We start from the raw sequence: 18,428 nt of genomic DNA, 5'->3' as shown, positions 1-18,428 counted from the left end.
CAGGCGCCACGGACGGCGCCCTGCCGGAGGCTCGCGCTGCAGTCCGCGACGCCTCAGAATTCAGCTAACAACCACACATCGTAGGCCGGTTCTTCATAGGGATGAGCCGCCTTCAACGCAGCGACTGACTCGGCGACCAGATCATCGCTGCACACCAGTTCCACCCGGTATTCCGCCACCTTCTCCAGCTCGCCCGGCTTGCCGATGAACGGCTGCGCGCCGGCCCCCGGACGAAACTGACCCTGACCCAGCACTTGCCAGCAACAGTGTTCATAATCGCCAATGCAACCATCTCCGGCGTCGAATATGGCCTGCTTGACAGGCTCGAGATGGGATTCAGGGACGTAAAAGCACAGCTTGTACATGGGAGCGCTCCGGCACACAGAATTCAGTGAAGTGTTGCAGTGCTCGGCGCTTTCCACAAATGCCGCCCGACGCGCAAGCGGAATCAGGCTGCAGAGGATCAACGCCCAATAAAAAACCCGAAGCCAGGCTCCGGGTTTCGTCTTGCTAACAGGTCTTCTTAACCGACCCAGGCCCGCGCATTGCGGAACATGCGCATCCAGCCGCCATCCTCGCTCCAGTCCTCCGGATACCAGGAGTTCTGCACCGCACGGAAGACCCGCTCAGGGTGCGGCATCATGATGGTTACGCGACCGTCCGCGGTCGTCAGACCGGTAATGCCACGCGGTGAGCCGCCCGGGTTGGACGGATAGCGCTCGGTCATGCGGCCGCGGTTGTCGATATAGCGCAGGGCAACGCTACTGTTTGCCTCGCAGGCATCAACGGCGGCGCTCGAGGAAAACTCGGCATGACCTTCACCGTGGGCAATGGCGATCGGCAGTCGCGAGCCGGCCATGCCGCTGAGGAAGACTGACGGAGACGGCTGCACTTCAACCATCGCCACCCGCGCCTCGAACTGCTCGGAACGGTTGCGTACGAAACGCGGCCAATGCTCGCTGCCCGGAATCAGCTCGCGCAGATTGGACAGCATCTGACAGCCGTTACAGATCCCCAGCGCGAAGGTTTCCGGACGGGCGAAGAAATCACTGAAGGCCTGGCGTGCGGTGTCGTTGAACAGAATCGACTTGGCCCAGCCTTCACCCGCGCCGAGCACGTCACCATAAGAGAACCCGCCGCAGGCAACCAGCCCGCGGAAGCTGTCGAGCTCGATTCGGCCGCTGAGGATATCGCTCATGTGAACGTCGATGGCATTGAAGCCCGCACGGGTGAACGCCGCGGCCATTTCGACCTGGCCGTTGACGCCCTGCTCACGCAGGATGGCCACGCGCGGACGCATACCCGAATTGATATAGGGTGCTGCGACGTCCTCGTTGATATCGTAGCTGAGCAGCGCTTGCAGACCGGGATTGGCGTCATCCGCCAGGCTTTCGAATTCCATATCCGCGCAATCGGCGTTGTCACGCAGCCGCTGGATCTGCCAGCTGGTCTCGCTCCAGGCCTGCTGCCAGGCACCGCGGGTACCGCTGAGCACGATCTGTTCGTTGTAGGTGAAGTTCAGCGTCTGCTCCCTCACCGGACAGCCGATCACCGCACTGCAGTCACCCAACCCGACCGCGCTCAAGGCATTAAGCACCTGCTCGGTAGCCGCCTGGCGTACCTGAATCACCGCGCCCAGTTCCTCGTTGAACAGCGCAGCGGGCAGCTCGGACACCTGGTCGGCCAGTACATCCAGATTGATTTCCAGCCCGCAATGCCCGGCAAAGGCCATTTCCGCCAGCGTTGTCAGCAGACCACCATCGGAACGGTCATGGTAGGCGAGCAGCAGCCCATCGTTGTTCAGGCCTTGAATGACCGCAAAAAATGCTTTCAGATCCTCGGCATCATCCAGGTCCGGGGCTTTACTGCCCATGCGGTTGTACACCTGCGCCAGTGCCGAACCACCCAGACGGTTCTGCCCACGTCCCAGGTCGATCAGGATCAGATCGGTGTCACCCTGATCCAGGCGCAGCTGCGGCGTCAGGGTCTGGCGCACGTCCTGCACCGGAGCGAAGCCGGTGACCACCAATGACATCGGTGAAGTCACGCTCTTCGCTTCGTCACCCTGCTGCCAACGGGTCTGCATGGACATGGAATCCTTGCCCACCGGAATGGTTATACCCAGCTCCGGGCACAGTTCCATACCGACCGCGCGGACGGTTTCATACAAGCGCACATCCTCACCGGGATGCCCGGCGGCAGCCATCCAGTTTGCGGATAGCTTGATATCCGAAAGCTTGTCGATCCGCGACGCGGCCAGATTGGTCATCACTTCGGCCACCGCCATACGACCTGAAGCAGGTGCGTCCAGCAGCGCCAGCGGAGTGCGTTCGCCCAGCGCCATGGCTTCACCGGTGTACACATCGAAGCTGGTTGCCGTCACGGCACAATCAGCCACCGGCACCTGCCAGGGGCCGACCATCTGGTCACGTGCCACCAGACCGGTGATGCTGCGATCGCCGATAGTGATCAGGAAGCTTTTACTGGCCACAGCCGGCAGTCTGAGAACGCGGCCAACGGCTTCGGACAGTTCAAGCTGGGTGCCGTCGAAGTCGTCGCCCTGCTCGGCTTCGCGCTGAACGCTGCGGTGCATGCGCGGCGGTTTGCCGAGCAGAACCGAGAGCGGCATATCTACCGGGTTATTGCCGAAATGGCTATCGCTCAGCGTCAACAATTGCTCTTCGGTGGCTTCGCCGACCACCGCAAAGGGGCAACGCTCACGCTCGCAGATCGCCTGGAATCGCTCGAAATCCGCCGGATCGACCGCCATCACGTAGCGTTCCTGCGATTCGTTGGACCAGATCTCCAGCGGGCTCATCCCCGGTTCATCGTTAGGAATGTTACGCAGCTCGAAACGGCCGCCCCGGCCCCCATCGTTCACCAGCTCGGGGAAGGCATTGGACAGGCCGCCGGCGCCGACGTCATGGATAAAACGGATCGGGTTTTTATCGCCCAGTTGCCAGCAACGGTCGATCACTTCCTGGCAACGACGTTCCATTTCCGGGTTCTCGCGCTGCACCGAGGCAAAGTCCAGATCCTCGGCACTGCTACCGGTCGCCATCGAGGAAGCCGCGCCGCCGCCCAGACCAATCAACATGGCCGGACCGCCCAGGACGATCAGCTTCGCACCAACCGGTATCTCGGCTTTCTCGACATGATTGGCGCGGATGTTGCCCATACCACCGGCCAGCATGATCGGCTTGTGATAACCGCGGATCTCCGGCCCACGCGGCGACGCCAGGGTCTGCTCGAAGGTGCGGAAATACCCGGTTAGATTGGGCCGTCCAAATTCGTTATTGAACGCAGCGCCGCCCAGCGGGCCTTCGATCATGATCTGCAGGGGCGTGACGATACGATCCGGTTTGCCGTTGTTCTCTTCCCACGGCTGTACGAAGCCGGGGATACGCAGGTTGGATACCGTGAAGCCGGCGAGTCCGGCCTTGGGCTTGCCGCCGCGGCCAGTAGCACCCTCGTCACGAATCTCACCGCCGGAGCCGGTCGAAGCGCCCGGGAACGGTGCGATCGCCGTCGGATGATTGTGCGTCTCAACCTTCATCAGAATGTGCACCGGCTCCTGGTGAGCGCGGTACTCGCCGCTGGCCGCATCCGGGAAAAAGCGCCCGGCGACGAAGCCCTCGATGACCGAGGCGTTGTCCTTGTACGCAGAGAGCACGCCTTCGCTGTGCATCTCATAGGTGTTCTTGATCATGCCGAACAGGCTTTTCTCCTGCGCCTGGCCGTCAATATCCCAGGTCGCGTTGAATATCTTGTGTCGGCAATGCTCGGAGTTGGCCTGGGCGAACATCATCAGCTCGACGTCGCTGGGATTGCGCTCCAGACCCTTGAAGCTGTCTACGAGGTAATCAATTTCGTCATCGGCCAACGCCAGGCCCAGCTCGATATTGGCCTGCTGCAGTGCGTCGCGTCCGCCGGACACGATATCGACGGTGCCCAGCGGCTTGGGCTCGGTGTGCTTGAACAGGTTCTCCGCCGCCTGCAGATCCTCCAGCGCCAGCTCTGTCATGCGATCATGCAGCAAATCCGCCACGATCAGGCGATCCGCAGCGCTCAGCTCGCCACGAATGTAATAGGCCGTCCCGCGTTCCAAGCGAACCACAGCATCGAGACCGCAGTTATGCGCGATATCGGTGGCTTTACTCGACCAGGGCGAGATGGTTCCAAAGCGCGGGACAACCAGAACAAGATTATCGCCGGGCGCTTCTACCGTGACCGATGGCCCGTACCTGAGCAGGCGCGCGAGCACCTGTTCGCTGTGCGCATCCAGCTCCGCCGCCAGCTCGGCGAAATGCATGAATTCCGCATACAGGCCCTGCACCGCAGGCACACTGGATTGAAGGCGCGCGAGCAGCTTGTCACGGCGAAAATCGGAAAGGGCTGGGGCTCCACGCAGAATTTGCATGTCGATATAGGCCTCGGGGTGCTGGAAGGAAAATTTGAAGGCCCATAGGATACCTCAAGCGCTGCCTTCCCACCACGCTGGGGAGCGACTCTGCCAGTCTGCTGATACGCAGCGGCGGCCCGTGCAACACTACTGCAACCGCCGCTATTGCGGGACGACGGATTTGCATATACTTGCGCCCATGCGTCCCATCCCTTTGATCAACACCTCTTCGCAGGCTCCACGCGAGGCAGCCAGGACACGGCCAGATATGCTGCGAAGCGCGCCTACTTCACGTTCGCGCTCACCAGGCCTGTTTGGGCGATGCGCTGGGTGGGCAGCAGCCAATTGGTCATGCAACGCCCGCGCAGCAACCTGGGCCATGTTAACTCTGGCCGTGCTGTTGGTCGGCTGCGAGAAGCCCAACCGACTGGAACAGATTCATGAAGAGGGTGTGCTCCGCGTGATCACCCGCAATACGCCCACCACCTATTATCAGGACCGTAACGGCGATACGGGTCTCGAGTACGAACTCAGCAAACGTTTCGCCGATAGTCTGGGTGTGGAGCTGGATCTCAGCACATCCTATACGCTCGACGAAATCTACCAGCGTCTAGGCGCAGAGAACGGTCCGGACCTGGCTGCAGCGGGCCTGACCATCAACCCGGCCCGCGAGGGTCAGGTCCGCTTCGCCGAACCCTATCTGGATGCCACGCCACAGGTGGTCTATCGACGCGGCACCCGTCAACCGCGCAACCTCGGTGATATCTACGGCAAACGCGTCATGGTACTGAAGGGCAGTACGCTGGCCGACCAATTGCGTGACCTGCAACTCGAACACCCTGAACTGATGTTCGAGGAATCCGACAATCTGGAGGTCGTCGACCTGCTACGCCTGGTCAACGATGACGAAATCGATCACGCAGTGGTGTATTCCAACGAGCTGGTAGTCAACCAGGCGTTCTACCCCGCTGTCCGGGTCGGCTTTGATCTCGACCAGCCCCGCCCTATCGCCTGGGTGCTGCCGCACAGCAACGACGACAGCCTGCTCGAAGCGATCTCTTCATTCTTCGAGACGATCAAGGCAAACGGCACCCTTGATCAGCTGGTTGAACGATTCTATGGCCATTCCGATGTGCTTGATTATGTCGGCGCACGGGCCTTCGCACGCCATATGCAGAGCCGGTTGCCGCGGTTTGAGACCCACTTCCGTCAAGCCGGTGATCAATATGCCCTGGATTGGCGGTTGCTTGCCGGCATGGCCTATCAGGAATCGCTGTGGGACCCCGATGCACGCTCGCCCACCGGCGTTCGCGGATTGATGATGCTGACCCTGCCGACAGCGAAATTTGTCGGCGTGACCAACCGCATTGATCCCAAGCAGAGCATTTTTGGCGGGGCGCGCTATCTGGTCTGGGTGCGGGATCAACTGTCGACGGATATTCCTGAGCCAGACCGCACCTGGTTTGCCCTGGCCGCCTACAACGTCGGCCTCGGGCATCTGGAAGATGCACGCATTCTGACCCGCAACAACGGACGCGATCCAGACCGCTGGATTGATGTAAAAGACCATCTCCCCCTGCTCGCCAAGAAGCAGTGGTACACCCAGACCCGTTACGGTTATGCCCGCGGCGTGGAACCGGTCAACTACGTACAGAACATTCGCCGGTATTACGAAATCCTGCAATGGATAACCCAGCCGCAGTCTGAAACAGGTCGTCTGCCGGACAGCAACTACCATACGCCCGGTATCCTGGAGCAGCTACCGCAGGGGATCTGATCAACAATTTGCAGGACTCTGACGGGGGGACGAGCGTCCAGGAAGGTAGCGAAAGAAGGTGCCCCGGGTTTGAGCGAACTAGCGCTCCCGGCGCGCCCTGAAAAATGCCGTCAGAACAGCGGAACACTCCTCTTCCAGCACGCCACCTTCCACTTCAACGCGATGATTCATCCATGATTGCTCCAGAATCCGGCTACGGCTTACCACCGCGCCCGCGCGGGGCTCGCGGGCACCAAACACAAGCCGTTTGACTCGGCTATGAATCAGCAGCCCCGTGCACATGGTGCAGGGCTCGAGCGTCACGTACAAAGTGGAGTCGGGTAAGCGGTAGTTCTGCTGCGCCGCAGCCGCCTGACGCAGCGCCACCATTTCAGCGTGGGCGCTGGGATCATGACTGAGGATGGGCTGATTGAACCCCCTACCGATAATCTGGCCATCCTGAACCAGCACGGCACCAACCGGCACCTCGCCACAGGCGGCGGCCTGCTCGGCCTCCGCCAGCGCGAGGCGCATGAAGTCGATATCGGCTGGCTTCATGGATCAGATCAGCGAACGTTCACGCAGCAGACCAACCACCTTCTCCACACAGCTATCAAGGTCCATTTCCGCCGTGTTCAGCACCAGAGCAGCGTCTTCAGGTGCCTCATAGGGGTAGGAAATCCCCGGTACGGTGTCATCCGCGTTGGCCGCGTAGAGGCCGGACGGATCACGTGCCTGACAGACCTCGAGCGGCGCATCCAGATACACCAACAGGCAGCGATCGCCAAGAATGTGCTTGGCTGCGGCGCGGCCTTCCTCGGTCGGAGCCATGAAAGCGCCCAACGCAATCAGCCCGGCTTCGTTCAGCTGCCTGGCGATACGAGCGCCCTTCTGCAGGTTTTCGGCACGACCCAGAGCGTTCTGACCCAGCCCCTTGCTGAGATCCTGACGCAGCACCTTGCCATCCAGCACGTAACAGGCACGGCCGCTGTCGAACAGTTTGCGCTCCACCGCGTAGGCAATGGTGCTCTTGCCGGAACCGGACAGCCCTGTAAAGAGAACGGTGACCGGCTCCTGACCGAAACGCACAGCGCGTTCCGATGCGGTCACATGGGCCAGCCGGCCATGGTGACTGCCCGTGGTGTTCTGCCCAATCAGCCCCTTGGCCACGATCATTCCCGCGCCCACGGTGCCATTGGTCATGCGGTCGACAATAATAAAGGCGCCCGAGACGTGATTGGCCCGGTAATCGTCATAGGCAATTGGTCGCTCCAGCGCCAACTCGACCCGACCAATCTCATTCAGTTCCAGCTGCGCAGCCGTCTGCTTTTCCATCGTATTGACATCGATCTGATGCAGGATGCGCGTGAAGGAGCCCGGGCTGGTGCTGGTTGCACGCTTGATATCGTATTTGCGTCCCGGCTGCATCGGCTGCTCGGCCATCCACACGATATCGGCTTCGAACTGATCGCCGATCAACGGACGGTTATCCACGTGGGCCAGCATGTCGCCCCGGGAGATATCCACCTCGTCTTCCATGGTCAAGGTCACCGCCTGACCGGGCCCCGCGCTTTCCAGTTCGCCGTCGAAGGTCACGATGGACTTGACCCGGCTGGTCTTGCCCGAAGGAAGCACCACCAGCTCGTCGCCCTTGTGAACGATGCCGGACGCAACGGTACCGGCAAAGCCGCGGAAGTTCAGGTTCGGCCGGGTAACCAGTTGAACCGGAAAGCGCAGATCGGTGAGATTGCGGTCGGCAGCGATCTCAACCGTCTCGAGAATCTCCATCAGCGAGGGCCCGGTATACCAGGGACTGCGCTCACTGCGATTGACCACGTTGTCGCCCTTGAGCGCAGACATCGGCACGAAGTGCACACTGCTGCCATCCAGCAGTTCAAGGCCACCGGCGAACTGGCGGTAATCGTCGCAGATCCGATCGAAGACGGTCTGATCAAACTCCATCAGGTCCATCTTGTTGACGGCAACCACGATGTGCTTGATGCCCAGCAGCGAGGCGATAAAACTGTGCCGACGCGTTTGCGTCTGCACGCCATAGCGCGCATCGATCAGGATAATCGCCAGGTCACAGGTAGACGCCCCGGTGGCCATGTTGCGGGTGTACTGCTCATGGCCGGGAGTGTCGGCGATGATAAATTTACGCTTGGCAGTCGAAAAATAGCGGTAGGCAACATCAATGGTGATGCCCTGCTCGCGCTCGGCCTGCAGGCCGTCAACCAAAAGTGCCAGGTCGACTTCCTCACCCGTGGTGCCGGACTTTTTGGAGTCGCGGGTAATGGCTTCCATATGATCTTCATAGATCATCTTGGAGTCATGCAGCAGGCGGCCGATCAAGGTGCTTTTGCCGTCATCGACGTTGCCGCAGGTCAGAAAGCGCAGCAGCTCCTTACGCTCGTGCTGCCCCAGATAGGCCAGGATGTCTTCGCTTATGAGGTCTGACTGGTGTGACATGATATTTTTCCGGTTCTTTAAAGCTGGAAGCTTGAAGCTGGAAGCTTGAAGCAAAACCAGTGAGTTATTTCGTGCCATCCGCTTGAGATTGCGAACGGATAGTATTTATCAAGCTTGCCAGCATGGCGGCTATCTCGCGCGTCTCATTGACCGCGCGTGCAGCGTACTCAGGCAGCAGCATTCCAGCTGCTTGGCCGATATAAAGCTGCGTGCGCAACTCCGCACAAGAACCTTTGGCAATGAGTAGAAAACGGACCTTTTCACGCGGTCCTTCCCTACTCATCCCTTCTGCGATATTGCTCGGGACGGACAAACCAGAGCGGGTAATTTGGTCCCGATATCCCCAGTCGCGGTGGCCCGACACGTTCTTGTACAAACTCACCGACAATCGCGCTGAACGCTTCCACACTTCAAGTTTCTCGAAATCCATGACAATCTCCGTGTCACTTCAAGCTTCAAGCTTCCCGCTTCAAGCTGCCAGGCATTTCCGCCTTCGGCTAGAAATACCCCTGCCTCTTCTTCTCCTCCATCGATCCGGCTTGATCGTGATCGATCACCCGGCCCTGGCGCTCAGACGTGCGGGTCAAAAGCATTTCCTGAATGATTTCCGGCAGGGTGGCGGCGGTGGATTCCACTGCGCCGGTGAGCGGATAACAGCCGAGGGTGCGGAAACGAACCATCTTTTCCTCTGGCACTTCGCCCTCTTCGAGCGGCATGCGCTCGTCATCGACCATGATCAGCGAACCGTTGCGCTCAACCACCGGACGCTTGGCGGCGAAATACAACGGCACAATCGGGATGCTTTCGAGGTAGATGTATTGCCAGATATCCAGCTCGGTCCAGTTCGACAGCGGGAAGACGCGGATACTTTCGCCCTTGTGTACCTTGCCGTTGTAGATATTCCACAGTTCCGGACGCTGGTTTTTCGGATCCCAGCGGTGATGCTTGTCACGGAAGGAATAGACGCGCTCTTTCGCTCGCGATTTTTCTTCATCGCGGCGGGCGCCACCAAAGGCCGCATCGAAGCCGTACTTGTCCAATGCCTGCTTCAGACCCTGGGTCTTCATCACATCGGTGTGCACGGCGCTGCCATGGGTGAACGGACCGATGCCCTGGGCTACGCCTTCCGGGTTCTTGTGGACCAGCAGGTCCAGCTCCATTTCGTCGACGATGCGTTCGCGGAAACTGTACATTTCGCGGAATTTCCAGCCGGTGTCGACGTGCATGACCGGGAACGGCAGGCGGCCTGGATAAAAGGCTTTGCGGGCCAGGTGCAACATGACCGCAGAGTCCTTACCGATCGAATACAGCATCACCGGATTCTGAAACTCGGCGGCCACCTCGCGAATGATGTGGATGCTTTCGGCTTCCAGTTGCTTGAGATGTGTCAGTTTTTCGAGCATGGCGTACTCACGATGAAGGACTTCAGATAGGTCGGCATTGTAACAAAGGCACTTGCATCTAATAAGACGCCTTTTAATACCTTTAAAGCATATTCATATATTGGGCAGACCAACTCAGCGCAACCGGGTCGGCAACCAATCAGACCGGATTATCGATATCGACAAAGCGGTGCTCGATGCCGAAATGCGCGGCGAGTCTCTCACCCAGCGCTTGTACACCGTAGCGCTCGGTGGCGTGATGGCCGGCGGCGAAGAAATGGATCCGGTTTTCCCGCGCACTGTGGACGGTCGGCTCGGATATTTCACCGGTGACGAAGGCATCCATCCCGAGCGCTATAGCCTTCTCGATGTAGCCTTGTGCTGCGCCCGTACACCAGGCAATACGCTTGATCGGCCGGTCGTTTCCGGCAATGTGCAACGGCATCCGCCCCAGGGCGCGCTCGAGACTCGCCGCCACCTCGGCCCCCGATTGGGCTGTCTCGAGTTCGCCATGCAACCCTACCGACCGCGGATTGGCCGGCTCGAGGCCGCCGCGAATCTGCCAGCCCAGCAACCGCGCAAGCTGGACGTTATTGCCTACCTCGGCATGCACGTCCAGCGGCAGATGATAGGCAAGCAGGCTGATATCGTTTTCCAGCAGGGCCTTGAGTCGTTTTTTCTTGATCCCTGTTAGCGGAGCAGCTTCGCCCTTCCAGAAATACCCATGATGGACCAGTAGCATATCCGCGCCCTGCTCTATCGCGGCATCAACCAATGCCTGACTGGCAGTGACGCCGGTAATCAATCGCCGCACCTGGTTGCGGCCTTCGACCTGCAACCCGTTCGGGCAGTAGTCCTGAAAGGCCGAACTCTCCAGCATGGCGTCGCAGTAGGCAACGAGATCGCTGCGCGTGACCGAGCGTTGATCGCTCATGATATTCTCCAGCCAATGGGCAGACCCTGCATTCTCGGACCCGGACGGAGTCTTTTCAAGAACTTGCGCTCCACAGGACTGCGGCATGTACTTATAATGATCGGTTTAGACAGGCCGACCATGATTCAAGGGACAGATTAATGAAGGACCTCGTGCGTAATCTCGCGTGGCCGGTGGCCTGCGGCCTGCTGGCGGCACTGCTGATCGTCCAGAAGTATCCCCACTGGCTCGGTTTACCTGAAAAAAGCAATGTAGCGATTCAGGTCGCTCCGCAGGCGGCGGCTCCGTCAGTGGGTCCCGCCTCCTATAGCGACGCGGTACAACGCGCAGCGCCCGCGGTTGCCAGCATCTTTACCAGCAAGGAACTCAGCGAGACCAATGGGCAGCCCCGAGCGCCGACCCTCAGGGATTATTCCGACACCATGCCCGCACCCGCGCGGCGTCAGTCCAGCCTTGGTTCAGCGGTAATTCTGAGTCCCGACGGCTATCTGCTGACCAATAACCACGTCATCGCCGACGCCGACGAAATTCTCGTAGCCTTGCAGGACGGTCGTGAAGCGCTGGCGCGCCTGATCGGCACCGACCCGGAAACCGATCTCGCAGTGCTCAAAATCGATTTGCCCAACTTGCCAGCGGTCACCATCAGCTCCAACGACGAACTCAGACAGCGCACCGGCGATGTGGTCATGGCAATCGGTAATCCCTTCGGCCTGGGCCAGACGGTAACCATGGGCATTATCAGCGCCACAGGGCGCAATCAGCTGGGGCTGAACACCTATGAAGACTTCATCCAGACCGATGCTGCCATCAACCAGGGCAACTCGGGCGGTGCGCTGATAGATGCCCACGGCAATCTGATCGGCATCAATACCGCGATTTTCTCCCAGTCAGGCGGCTCCCAGGGAATCGGTTTCGCCATCCCGGCGCGACTGGCCTATGAGGTCATGCAGGAGATCATCGCCGCTGGTCGGGTAATCCGCGGCTGGCTCGGCGTGGAAGTGCAACCGGTAACACCGGATCTGGCAGCGTCATACAATCTGAAGCAGAGCGAGGGCATCGTGATTACCGGACTGTATCGAGATGGTCCCGCCTGGCAGGCGGGCCTCCAGCCGGGTGATCTGATTCTGCGTATTGATGAACAGCCCGCCAGCAGTGGTCGCGACGCCATGAACCAGGTCGCGCGCGCCGATCCCGGAGAGAAAGTAACCATGGAGGTGATGCGCGACGGCAAGAAGCACACCTTTGTCGCGCAAGTCGGGGTTCGGCCTAGCTTCAAGCCCTGAGCGGGCTCGCGCAGTGAGGGGCTTACGGCCCCTGCCGGCCAACGAATCAGATGAGTTGTTTCAGCGCCTCGAGCAAGGCCTGATTCTGTTCTTCAGTACCGATGGTGATGCGCAGAAACTGGTTGATCCGTGGCGCATTGAAATGCCGTACGATGACCCGCTGCTCACGCAGACCCTGCGCCAGCCCCGCAGCGTCACGCTCGCGATGCCTGGCAAAGATAAAGTTGGCCGCCGAGGGCAACACTTCAAATCCCAGCGCCTGCAATGCCTGGCTCAGATTCTCCCGGCTACGCATGACGGCCTGGCACGTTGTGCGAAAGTATTCCTCGTCATCAAAAGCCGCGACCGCCCCCAGGATAGCCAGACGATCCAGCGGGTAGGAATTGAAGCTGTTCTTAATCCGCTCAAGCGCTTCGATAAGCTCCGGATGGCCCACCGCGAGACCAACCCGCATGCCAGCGAGCGAGCGCGACTTGGACAGGGTCTGGGTCACCAGCAGATTGGGATAACGGTCAACCAGTCCGATTGCCGTCTCGCCGCCGAAATCGACATAGGCTTCATCCACCACCACCACTGATTCGGTGTTGGTCTGAAGAATGGCTTCGATCTTGTCCAGGCCCAACAGTATGCCCGTGGGTGCATTCGGGTTAGGGAAAATGATACCGCCGTTGGGCTGCTGATAATCATCCGAACAAATAGTGAAATCATCTGCCAGTTCTACCGTACGGGCTTCGATCCCGTAGAGCCCACAGTACACCGGATAGAAGCTGTAGCTGATATCCGGGAACAATACCGGCCGGCCGTGCTGGAACAGACCATGAAAAATATGCGCGAGCACCTCATCGGAGCCATTGCCCACAAATACTTGCTGTGGCGTGACCGAGTAATACCCGGCGATGGCCGACTTCAGGCTATCGGCATTGGGCGCAGGATACAGCCGCAGGCCAGCATCCACCCCGCCGCGAATCGCTTCGAGTACCCGCGGCGATGGGCCGTAGGGGTTTTCGTTGGTGTTGAGCTTGACCAGGTTATCCAGCTTCGGCTGCTCGCCCGGGACATAGGGCACCAGGTCTTTGACAAAGGGACTCCAGAAGCGGCTCACTAATCAATCCTCGGTATAAACGTCAAAAGCTGGAAGCTGGGAGTGACAAGCACCCAGCCGATGGTCAGCTTCGGCCATTAATCTTTTATTCGGTATTCCGCACTGCGCGCATGCGCCGTCAGGCTTTCGCCCCGCGCCAGCACAGATGCGGTTTTTGCCAGCTCGGAGGCGCCCTCGGGTGAGCAAAAGATCACCGACGAACGTTTCTGGAAGTCATAGACGCCAAGCGGCGAGGAGAACCGCGCGGTACCGGATGTTGGCAACACGTGATTGGGACCCGCGCAGTAATCACCCAATGCTTCAGGCGTGAAGCGGCCCATAAAGATGGCGCCGGCATGGCGGATCTGCGGTAGCAGCGCATCGGGGTCCGCTACAGACAACTCCAGGTGCTCGGGCGCGATAAGATTGGATACTTCGATCGCCTGTTCCAGACTGGCTACCTTGATCAGCGCGCCGCGGGTTTCGATCGACACGCGCACCATATCGGAGCGCTCCAGACTGGACAGCAGCTTGTCGAGACTGGCCTGTACCGCGTCGAGAAACGCGGCATCCGGCGACAACAGAATCGACTGGGCATTCTCGTCATGCTCAGCCTGCGAGAACAGATCCATGGCGATCCAGTCCGGATCTGTCTGGCCGTCGCAGATCACCAGGATCTCCGAAGGTCCGGCAATCATGTCGATACCGACCTGACCGAACACTGCACGCTTGGCGGTGGCGACATAGATATTTCCCGGCCCGACAATCTTGTCTACGCGCGGGACACTTTCGGTGCCGTAGGCCAGCGCAGCGACTGCCTGGGCGCCACCGATGGTAATCACGCGATCGACACCGGCCAGGCAGGCGGCAGCCAATACCAGCTCGTTGATTTCGCCGCGTGGGGTAGGCACCACCATGACCACTTCAGGTACGCCAGCGACCTTGGCAGGTATGGCGTTCATCAGCACCGAGGACGGATAGGAGGCCTTGCCCCCGGGAACGTAGAGCCCGGCCCGATCAAGTGCAGTGATCTGCTGGCCCAGCACCGTGCCGTCAGCTTCAGTGTAGCGCCAGGACGCCTGACGCTGATGTTCGTGATAGACGCGCACGCGCTCGGCAGCCACTTCCAGGGCGGTGCGCTGTTCGGGCGTGATACGTTCAAGGGCGACCTCAAGGCGTTCACGGCCGAGAATCAACTCAGCCATGTTCGCGACGTCGAGACCGTCGAAGCGCGCCGTATATTCGACCAGTGCGGCGTCGCCACGCTGGCGTACGGCCTCGATGATCTCCTCGACGCGCTGGTTTACCGCCCGATCAGACACGCCTTCCCACGCCAGCAGCGCATCCAGATGCTGATTGAAATCGACCTGGTCGGCGTCGAGACGGGCGATTTTCAATGGCGTGTTCATGGGATAGCTACCTTTGTTGAAAGAAGGACAGGTTATTCGGTTTCACTGCGACGCTCCACAGCATCGCCGAGCACATCGATCAGCGCCTTGATGCGGGCGTGCTTCATCTTCATCGCAGCCTTGTTGACGATCAGTCGCGAGCTGATATGGCAGATCAGCTCCTGCGGTTCCAGCCCATTGGCGCGCAACGTATTGCCGGTGTCGACCACATCGATGATCTTGTCGGCCAGCCCCACCAATGGCGCCAACTCCATCGAACCGTAGAGCTTGATCACCTCCACCTGACGTCCCTGCTCCGCATAATAGCGTCGCGCAACATTGACGAACTTGGTGGCCACGCGCAGCCGGCCCTTGGGCTCGGGTGTGTTTACCGGGCCTGCGGTCATCAGCCGGCAATTGGCGATTTTCAGATCCAGCGGCTCATACAGGCCCTGGCTGTCGTACTCCATCAGCACATCCTTGCCCGCCACGCCCAGATCGGCAGCGCCGAGTTCGACGTAAGTCGGCACATCGGTGGCGCGCACGATCAACAAACGCACATCCGGATCGCTGGTGGGAAAGATCAGTTTGCGGCTTTTCTCCAGATCCTCGATCGGTTCGATGCCGGCGAGCTTCAGCAGCGGCAGCGTGTCGTCCAGGATACGGCCCTTGGACAGGGCAATTGTCAGACTCTGGCTCATTACTGCTCCCTCAAGCGGGCACCCGACGAATGCAGGCCCCCAGCGTTTGCAACTTTTCCTCGATGCATTCGTATCCGCGATCGATGTGATAGATGCGATCGACCAGCGTCTCGCCATCGGCAACCAGACCGGCAATCACCAGACTTGCCGAGGCGCGCAGGTCGGTAGCCATGACTGGCGCACCCTTGAGCCGCTCGACTCCGCTTACGATCGCCGTGTTGCCTTCAATCAGGATGTTGGCGCCCATGCGGTTCATTTCCTGAACGTGCATGAAACGGTTCTCGAAAACCGTTTCAACGACAGTCCCGGTGCCTTCGGCCACCGCATTCATGGCTATAAACTGAGCTTGCATATCGGTCGGGAACGCCGGGTACGGCGCCGTGCGCAGATTGATCGCCTTGGGCCGGTTGCCCTTCATATCCAGGCTGATCCAGTTCTTGCCGGTATCGATCAAGGCACCAGCCTCTTCCAGTTTGAGCAGTACCGCTTCCAGGATGGATGGGTCGGTATCCTTGAGCTTGACGCGGCCCCGGGTGGCGGCAGCGGCGACCAGATAGGTACCGGTCTCGATCCGGTCCGGCATGACCGAGTAGCGCGCAGCGTGCAGCCGCTCGACGCCTTCAATAACAATCGTTGCCGTGCCATGGCCAGTAATATTCGCGCCCATGGCGATCAGGCATTCAGCCAGATCGATGACCTCCGGTTCACGGGCGGCGTTTTCCAGCACCGTGCGCCCCTTGGCCAGGGTCGCTGCCATCAGTACGTTTTCAGTACCGGTCACACTCACGGTATCGAAGAAGAAATGCGCACCGCGCAGACCGCCCGGAGGCGTCCTGGCCTTGATGTAACCGCCATCCACGGTGATCTCCGCACCCATGGCTTCCAGGCCGCGGATATGCAGATCGACAGGACGCGTACCGATAGCACAACCGCCCGGCAACGCCACTTCAGCCTGGCCGAAATGTGCCAGCATCGGCCCAAGCACCAGGATCGATGCGCGCATCGTCTTGACCAGCTCATAGGGCGCAACCAGGGTGGTGATGCGAGTCGGATCGACTTCAACATTGAGCCGCTCGTCGACCACGGGCTCGACACCCATCCGGCCGAACAGCTCGATCATGGTGGTAATGTCGTGCAGGTGCGGCAGGTTGCAGATAGTAACCGGCTCATCAGCCAGCAGGGTGGCGGCCAGAATCGGCAGGGCCGAATTCTTGGCCCCGGAAATGCGGATTTCGCCGTCGAGGCTGTCGCCGCCGGTGATGATCAGTTTGTCCATGCGGGTCTCTTTAGTCGGGGCCTTTTCTCAGGAACGGCTTGCCCAGGTTTCACGGGTAAAAAATTTCATTGTCACGGCATGTATGCTGCCGTCGGTTATCGGCTGATTGAGCAGCGCATAGACCTGTTGCTGGCGCTTGACCGGTGGCAGCGCCGCCAGTTCGTCACTGATGACGTTAAGCTGAAAATTGCAGCCTTCGCCTTCCACTTCCACCTGGGCTCCCGGCAATTGCTCTTCGAGCATCTTCTTCACGTCATGTGCATGCATGAGGTTCTCTCCTGTGGCGTTTCGGTGCGGTTCAGCTGGCCTGGGGTGACTCGGTCACCGACGCCAGCCACTCATCAAGCTGACATACGGTGGCAATGCTCCGCAGTGCCTGCGGGACCTCGGTCAGGCGTAGATTGCCACCCTTTTCGGTCTGTTTGCGGGCAGCGACCAGAATAAGTGACAGACCAACACTGTTCGCCCGGCTGACACCGGACAAGTCCAGGAGGACGTCATCCCCGGCCTGACCTATCGCCCTTTCGAGCTCGGAGCGTACGGATACCGCCGTGACGAAATCGAGCTCGCCTTCAATTTTTATCCTGCTGCCATCATCGCTGACGACGCGTGTACTCACTGCTCGACGCCTTCTTCGACCTTCTCGCGGGACTGGGCAACCACCCCGCCCCAGTTGTCGATAACCTTGTCCAGATCGTTGCCATGCGCCTGCATGGCCTGGGCGAACTGGTCGCGGAACAGCAAACCAATGTTGATGCCTTCGACAATCACGTTACGCACCATCCACTGACCATCCTTGTTGACCATGGTGTAAGTGGCCGGGTAAATCGTCCCGTTGGCGGTCTGGATTTCCATATTGACGCTGGCGCGGTCATCACGCTGCTGGTCGCGACTACGCGGCGGCAGAACCTTGATCTTGCCGCTATCGAATTCCAGCAGAGCGTTGCCGTAGAACTGCACCATGCTTCGCTTGAAGGTCTCGATGAACCGCTGGATCTGCTCCGGGCTGGCATCACGGCTGAAGCGCACTGTCATGACGCTGCGTGCGATGCCTTCGTAGTCCACCACAGGGTCCAGCACTTCGCTGAGACCTTCCAGGAAGGCTTCAGAATCCTTTTTGTACAGCTCCCGGTTGGAATCGAGCACGTCCATCACGCGGTTTGACGTATCTTCCACCACTTGCTGCGGGGTAGCGGAAGCCGCGTGCGTAAACAGGGGGACAGACAGAGCCAGCATCAGGGCCAGCTTGATTACATTTCGCATTTTTCTCTCCGGTTATTCGTCGCTGCTGCTGACGGTATTGAGCAGGAAGCGCCCGATCAACTCTTCAAGCACCAGGGCTGACTGAGTGTCATAGATTTCATCACCGTCGGCGAGCATCATGTCATCCCCACCGACTGAAATTCCGATGTACTTCTCACCAAGCAGACCTGCGGTAACAATCGAGGCGGCACTGTCCGACGGCAAAGTATCCACATCGTCAAATATCGCCATTTCCACGCGGCCGGTGTAGCGGTTCTTGTCGAACTGGATATCGGTCACCTGGCCGATAGTTACACCCGCCATGGTGACGCGGGCGCGGGTGGTCAGTCCCGACACGTTGTCGAAATGGGCGTAGACCTTATAGACATCCCCGGTCGCATTCGTCGACAGGCCACTGACCCGCACGGCAAGAACCGCGAGAGCCAGCAATCCGGCGAGAATGAACACGCCAACTGTCAGTTCCAGAGTACGCATACGCATCTTGGGTTTCCTT

At 59.7% G+C, this 18,428-nt stretch carries 17 protein-coding genes; 2 read left to right on the top strand and 15 right to left on the bottom strand.

The window, feature by feature from the left end:
- Nucleotides 1–53: 53 nt before the first annotated feature.
- Together G3M63_RS08260 and purL are read right to left on the bottom strand one after the other, a co-directional pair.
- A complete protein-coding gene (locus G3M63_RS08260; protein WP_163982565.1) occupies nucleotides 54–365 on the bottom strand; it encodes a YqfO family protein in 312 nt (103 codons plus the stop codon).
- Nucleotides 366–523: 158 nt separating this feature from the next.
- The gene (purL, locus tag G3M63_RS08255; RefSeq protein ID WP_163982563.1) at nucleotides 524–4,420 is read right to left on the bottom strand and encodes a phosphoribosylformylglycinamidine synthase; all 3,897 of its coding nucleotides are present in this window, start codon (nucleotides 4,418–4,420) and stop codon (nucleotides 524–526) included.
- Nucleotides 4,421–4,781: 361 nt separating this feature from the next.
- Between purL and mltF the strand changes: the two genes are divergently transcribed.
- A complete protein-coding gene (gene mltF / locus G3M63_RS08250; RefSeq protein WP_163982561.1) occupies nucleotides 4,782–6,179 on the top strand; it encodes a membrane-bound lytic murein transglycosylase MltF in 1,398 nt (465 codons plus the stop codon).
- A gap of 78 nt (nucleotides 6,180–6,257) precedes the next feature.
- On the opposite strand, the gene tadA is transcribed toward mltF, so the two are convergent.
- The 5 genes from tadA to G3M63_RS08225 form a co-directional block, all read right to left on the bottom strand.
- On the bottom strand, nucleotides 6,258–6,716 hold the full coding sequence (gene tadA, locus G3M63_RS08245) for a tRNA adenosine(34) deaminase TadA (RefSeq protein ID WP_163982559.1): 459 nt from the start codon (nucleotides 6,714–6,716) through the stop codon (nucleotides 6,258–6,260).
- A 3-nt stretch (nucleotides 6,717–6,719) separates the two neighbouring features.
- Nucleotides 6,720–8,627 (bottom strand): sulfate adenylyltransferase subunit CysN, encoded by a 1,908-nt coding sequence (gene cysN / locus G3M63_RS08240; protein ID WP_163982557.1) that lies wholly within the window; start codon nucleotides 8,625–8,627, stop codon nucleotides 6,720–6,722.
- Between the two features lie 64 nt (nucleotides 8,628–8,691).
- Nucleotides 8,692–9,057 (bottom strand): four helix bundle protein, encoded by a 366-nt coding sequence (locus G3M63_RS08235; RefSeq protein WP_150301876.1) that lies wholly within the window; start codon nucleotides 9,055–9,057, stop codon nucleotides 8,692–8,694.
- Nucleotides 9,058–9,124: 67 nt separating this feature from the next.
- The gene (gene cysD / locus G3M63_RS08230; protein WP_150301877.1) at nucleotides 9,125–10,030 is read right to left on the bottom strand and encodes a sulfate adenylyltransferase subunit CysD; all 906 of its coding nucleotides are present in this window, start codon (nucleotides 10,028–10,030) and stop codon (nucleotides 9,125–9,127) included.
- Between the two features lie 139 nt (nucleotides 10,031–10,169).
- Complete coding sequence (locus tag G3M63_RS08225) at nucleotides 10,170–10,943, bottom strand: Nif3-like dinuclear metal center hexameric protein (RefSeq protein WP_163982555.1); 774 nt, start codon at nucleotides 10,941–10,943, stop codon at nucleotides 10,170–10,172.
- Nucleotides 10,944–11,083: 140 nt separating this feature from the next.
- Between G3M63_RS08225 and G3M63_RS08220 the strand changes: the two genes are divergently transcribed.
- Nucleotides 11,084–12,226 carry a S1C family serine protease gene (locus G3M63_RS08220; RefSeq protein ID WP_150301879.1) on the top strand — a complete coding sequence of 381 codons (1,143 nt, stop codon included), beginning with the start codon at nucleotides 11,084–11,086 and terminating at the stop codon, nucleotides 12,224–12,226.
- Between the two features lie 46 nt (nucleotides 12,227–12,272).
- Here the strand turns inward: G3M63_RS08220 and hisC are convergent, their stop codons facing one another.
- The 8 genes from hisC to mlaD form a co-directional block, all read right to left on the bottom strand.
- Nucleotides 12,273–13,328 (bottom strand): histidinol-phosphate transaminase, encoded by a 1,056-nt coding sequence (hisC, locus tag G3M63_RS08215; RefSeq protein ID WP_163982553.1) that lies wholly within the window; start codon nucleotides 13,326–13,328, stop codon nucleotides 12,273–12,275.
- Between the two features lie 77 nt (nucleotides 13,329–13,405).
- Complete coding sequence (gene hisD, locus G3M63_RS08210; protein WP_163982552.1) at nucleotides 13,406–14,716, bottom strand: histidinol dehydrogenase; 1,311 nt, start codon at nucleotides 14,714–14,716, stop codon at nucleotides 13,406–13,408.
- A 32-nt stretch (nucleotides 14,717–14,748) separates the two neighbouring features.
- Entirely contained in the window at nucleotides 14,749–15,396 is a 648-nt protein-coding gene (gene hisG / locus G3M63_RS08205) for an ATP phosphoribosyltransferase (protein WP_150301882.1), read from the bottom strand.
- A 10-nt stretch (nucleotides 15,397–15,406) separates the two neighbouring features.
- Nucleotides 15,407–16,672, bottom strand: coding sequence for a UDP-N-acetylglucosamine 1-carboxyvinyltransferase (murA, locus tag G3M63_RS08200; RefSeq protein ID WP_150301883.1), 1,266 nt, complete (start codon nucleotides 16,670–16,672; stop codon nucleotides 15,407–15,409).
- Between the two features lie 27 nt (nucleotides 16,673–16,699).
- A complete protein-coding gene (locus G3M63_RS08195; protein WP_150301884.1) occupies nucleotides 16,700–16,939 on the bottom strand; it encodes a BolA family protein in 240 nt (79 codons plus the stop codon).
- Between the two features lie 31 nt (nucleotides 16,940–16,970).
- Complete coding sequence (locus G3M63_RS08190) at nucleotides 16,971–17,291, bottom strand: lipid asymmetry maintenance protein MlaB (RefSeq protein ID WP_163982550.1); 321 nt, start codon at nucleotides 17,289–17,291, stop codon at nucleotides 16,971–16,973.
- On the bottom strand, nucleotides 17,288–17,935 hold the full coding sequence (locus G3M63_RS08185) for a phospholipid-binding protein MlaC (RefSeq protein WP_163982548.1): 648 nt from the start codon (nucleotides 17,933–17,935) through the stop codon (nucleotides 17,288–17,290). Before G3M63_RS08185 ends, G3M63_RS08190 begins: the two co-directional genes overlap by 4 nt.
- A 12-nt stretch (nucleotides 17,936–17,947) precedes the next feature.
- The gene (gene mlaD / locus G3M63_RS08180) at nucleotides 17,948–18,415 is read right to left on the bottom strand and encodes an outer membrane lipid asymmetry maintenance protein MlaD (protein ID WP_150301887.1); all 468 of its coding nucleotides are present in this window, start codon (nucleotides 18,413–18,415) and stop codon (nucleotides 17,948–17,950) included.
- Between the last annotated feature and the right edge of the window lie 13 nt (nucleotides 18,416–18,428).

The sequence above is a fragment of the Pseudomonas sp. OIL-1 genome (assembly GCF_010669185.1).
GTDB classification, from domain to species: Bacteria; Pseudomonadota; Gammaproteobacteria; order Pseudomonadales; family Pseudomonadaceae; genus Halopseudomonas; species Halopseudomonas profundi.
Note: the sequence above shows the minus strand (reverse complement) of the source record. Positions and strands in the feature narration are given on the sequence as shown.

What these genes read in the sequence shown, in the direction of transcription:
- mlaD (WP_150301887.1), bottom strand. Translation starts at nt 18,415, where the DNA reads ATGCGTATGCGTACTCTGGAACTGACAGTTGGCGTGTTCATTCTCGCC.
- murA (WP_150301883.1), bottom strand. Translation starts at nt 16,672, where the DNA reads ATGGACAAACTGATCATCACCGGCGGCGACAGCCTCGACGGCGAAATC.
- mltF (WP_163982561.1), top strand. Translation starts at nt 4,782, where the DNA reads ATGTTAACTCTGGCCGTGCTGTTGGTCGGCTGCGAGAAGCCCAACCGA.
- G3M63_RS08220 (WP_150301879.1), top strand. Translation starts at nt 11,084, where the DNA reads ATGAAGGACCTCGTGCGTAATCTCGCGTGGCCGGTGGCCTGCGGCCTG.
- cysD (WP_150301877.1), bottom strand. Translation starts at nt 10,030, where the DNA reads ATGCTCGAAAAACTGACACATCTCAAGCAACTGGAAGCCGAAAGCATC.
- hisG (WP_150301882.1), bottom strand. Translation starts at nt 15,396, where the DNA reads ATGAGCCAGAGTCTGACAATTGCCCTGTCCAAGGGCCGTATCCTGGAC.
- cysN (WP_163982557.1), bottom strand. Translation starts at nt 8,627, where the DNA reads ATGTCACACCAGTCAGACCTCATAAGCGAAGACATCCTGGCCTATCTG.
- G3M63_RS08225 (WP_163982555.1), bottom strand. Translation starts at nt 10,943, where the DNA reads ATGAGCGATCAACGCTCGGTCACGCGCAGCGATCTCGTTGCCTACTGC.
- purL (WP_163982563.1), bottom strand. Translation starts at nt 4,420, where the DNA reads ATGCAAATTCTGCGTGGAGCCCCAGCCCTTTCCGATTTTCGCCGTGAC.
- G3M63_RS08185 (WP_163982548.1), bottom strand. Translation starts at nt 17,935, where the DNA reads ATGCGAAATGTAATCAAGCTGGCCCTGATGCTGGCTCTGTCTGTCCCC.
- G3M63_RS08195 (WP_150301884.1), bottom strand. Translation starts at nt 16,939, where the DNA reads ATGCATGCACATGACGTGAAGAAGATGCTCGAAGAGCAATTGCCGGGA.
- G3M63_RS08260 (WP_163982565.1), bottom strand. Translation starts at nt 365, where the DNA reads ATGTACAAGCTGTGCTTTTACGTCCCTGAATCCCATCTCGAGCCTGTC.
- G3M63_RS08235 (WP_150301876.1), bottom strand. Translation starts at nt 9,057, where the DNA reads ATGGATTTCGAGAAACTTGAAGTGTGGAAGCGTTCAGCGCGATTGTCG.
- tadA (WP_163982559.1), bottom strand. Translation starts at nt 6,716, where the DNA reads ATGAAGCCAGCCGATATCGACTTCATGCGCCTCGCGCTGGCGGAGGCC.
- hisD (WP_163982552.1), bottom strand. Translation starts at nt 14,716, where the DNA reads ATGAACACGCCATTGAAAATCGCCCGTCTCGACGCCGACCAGGTCGAT.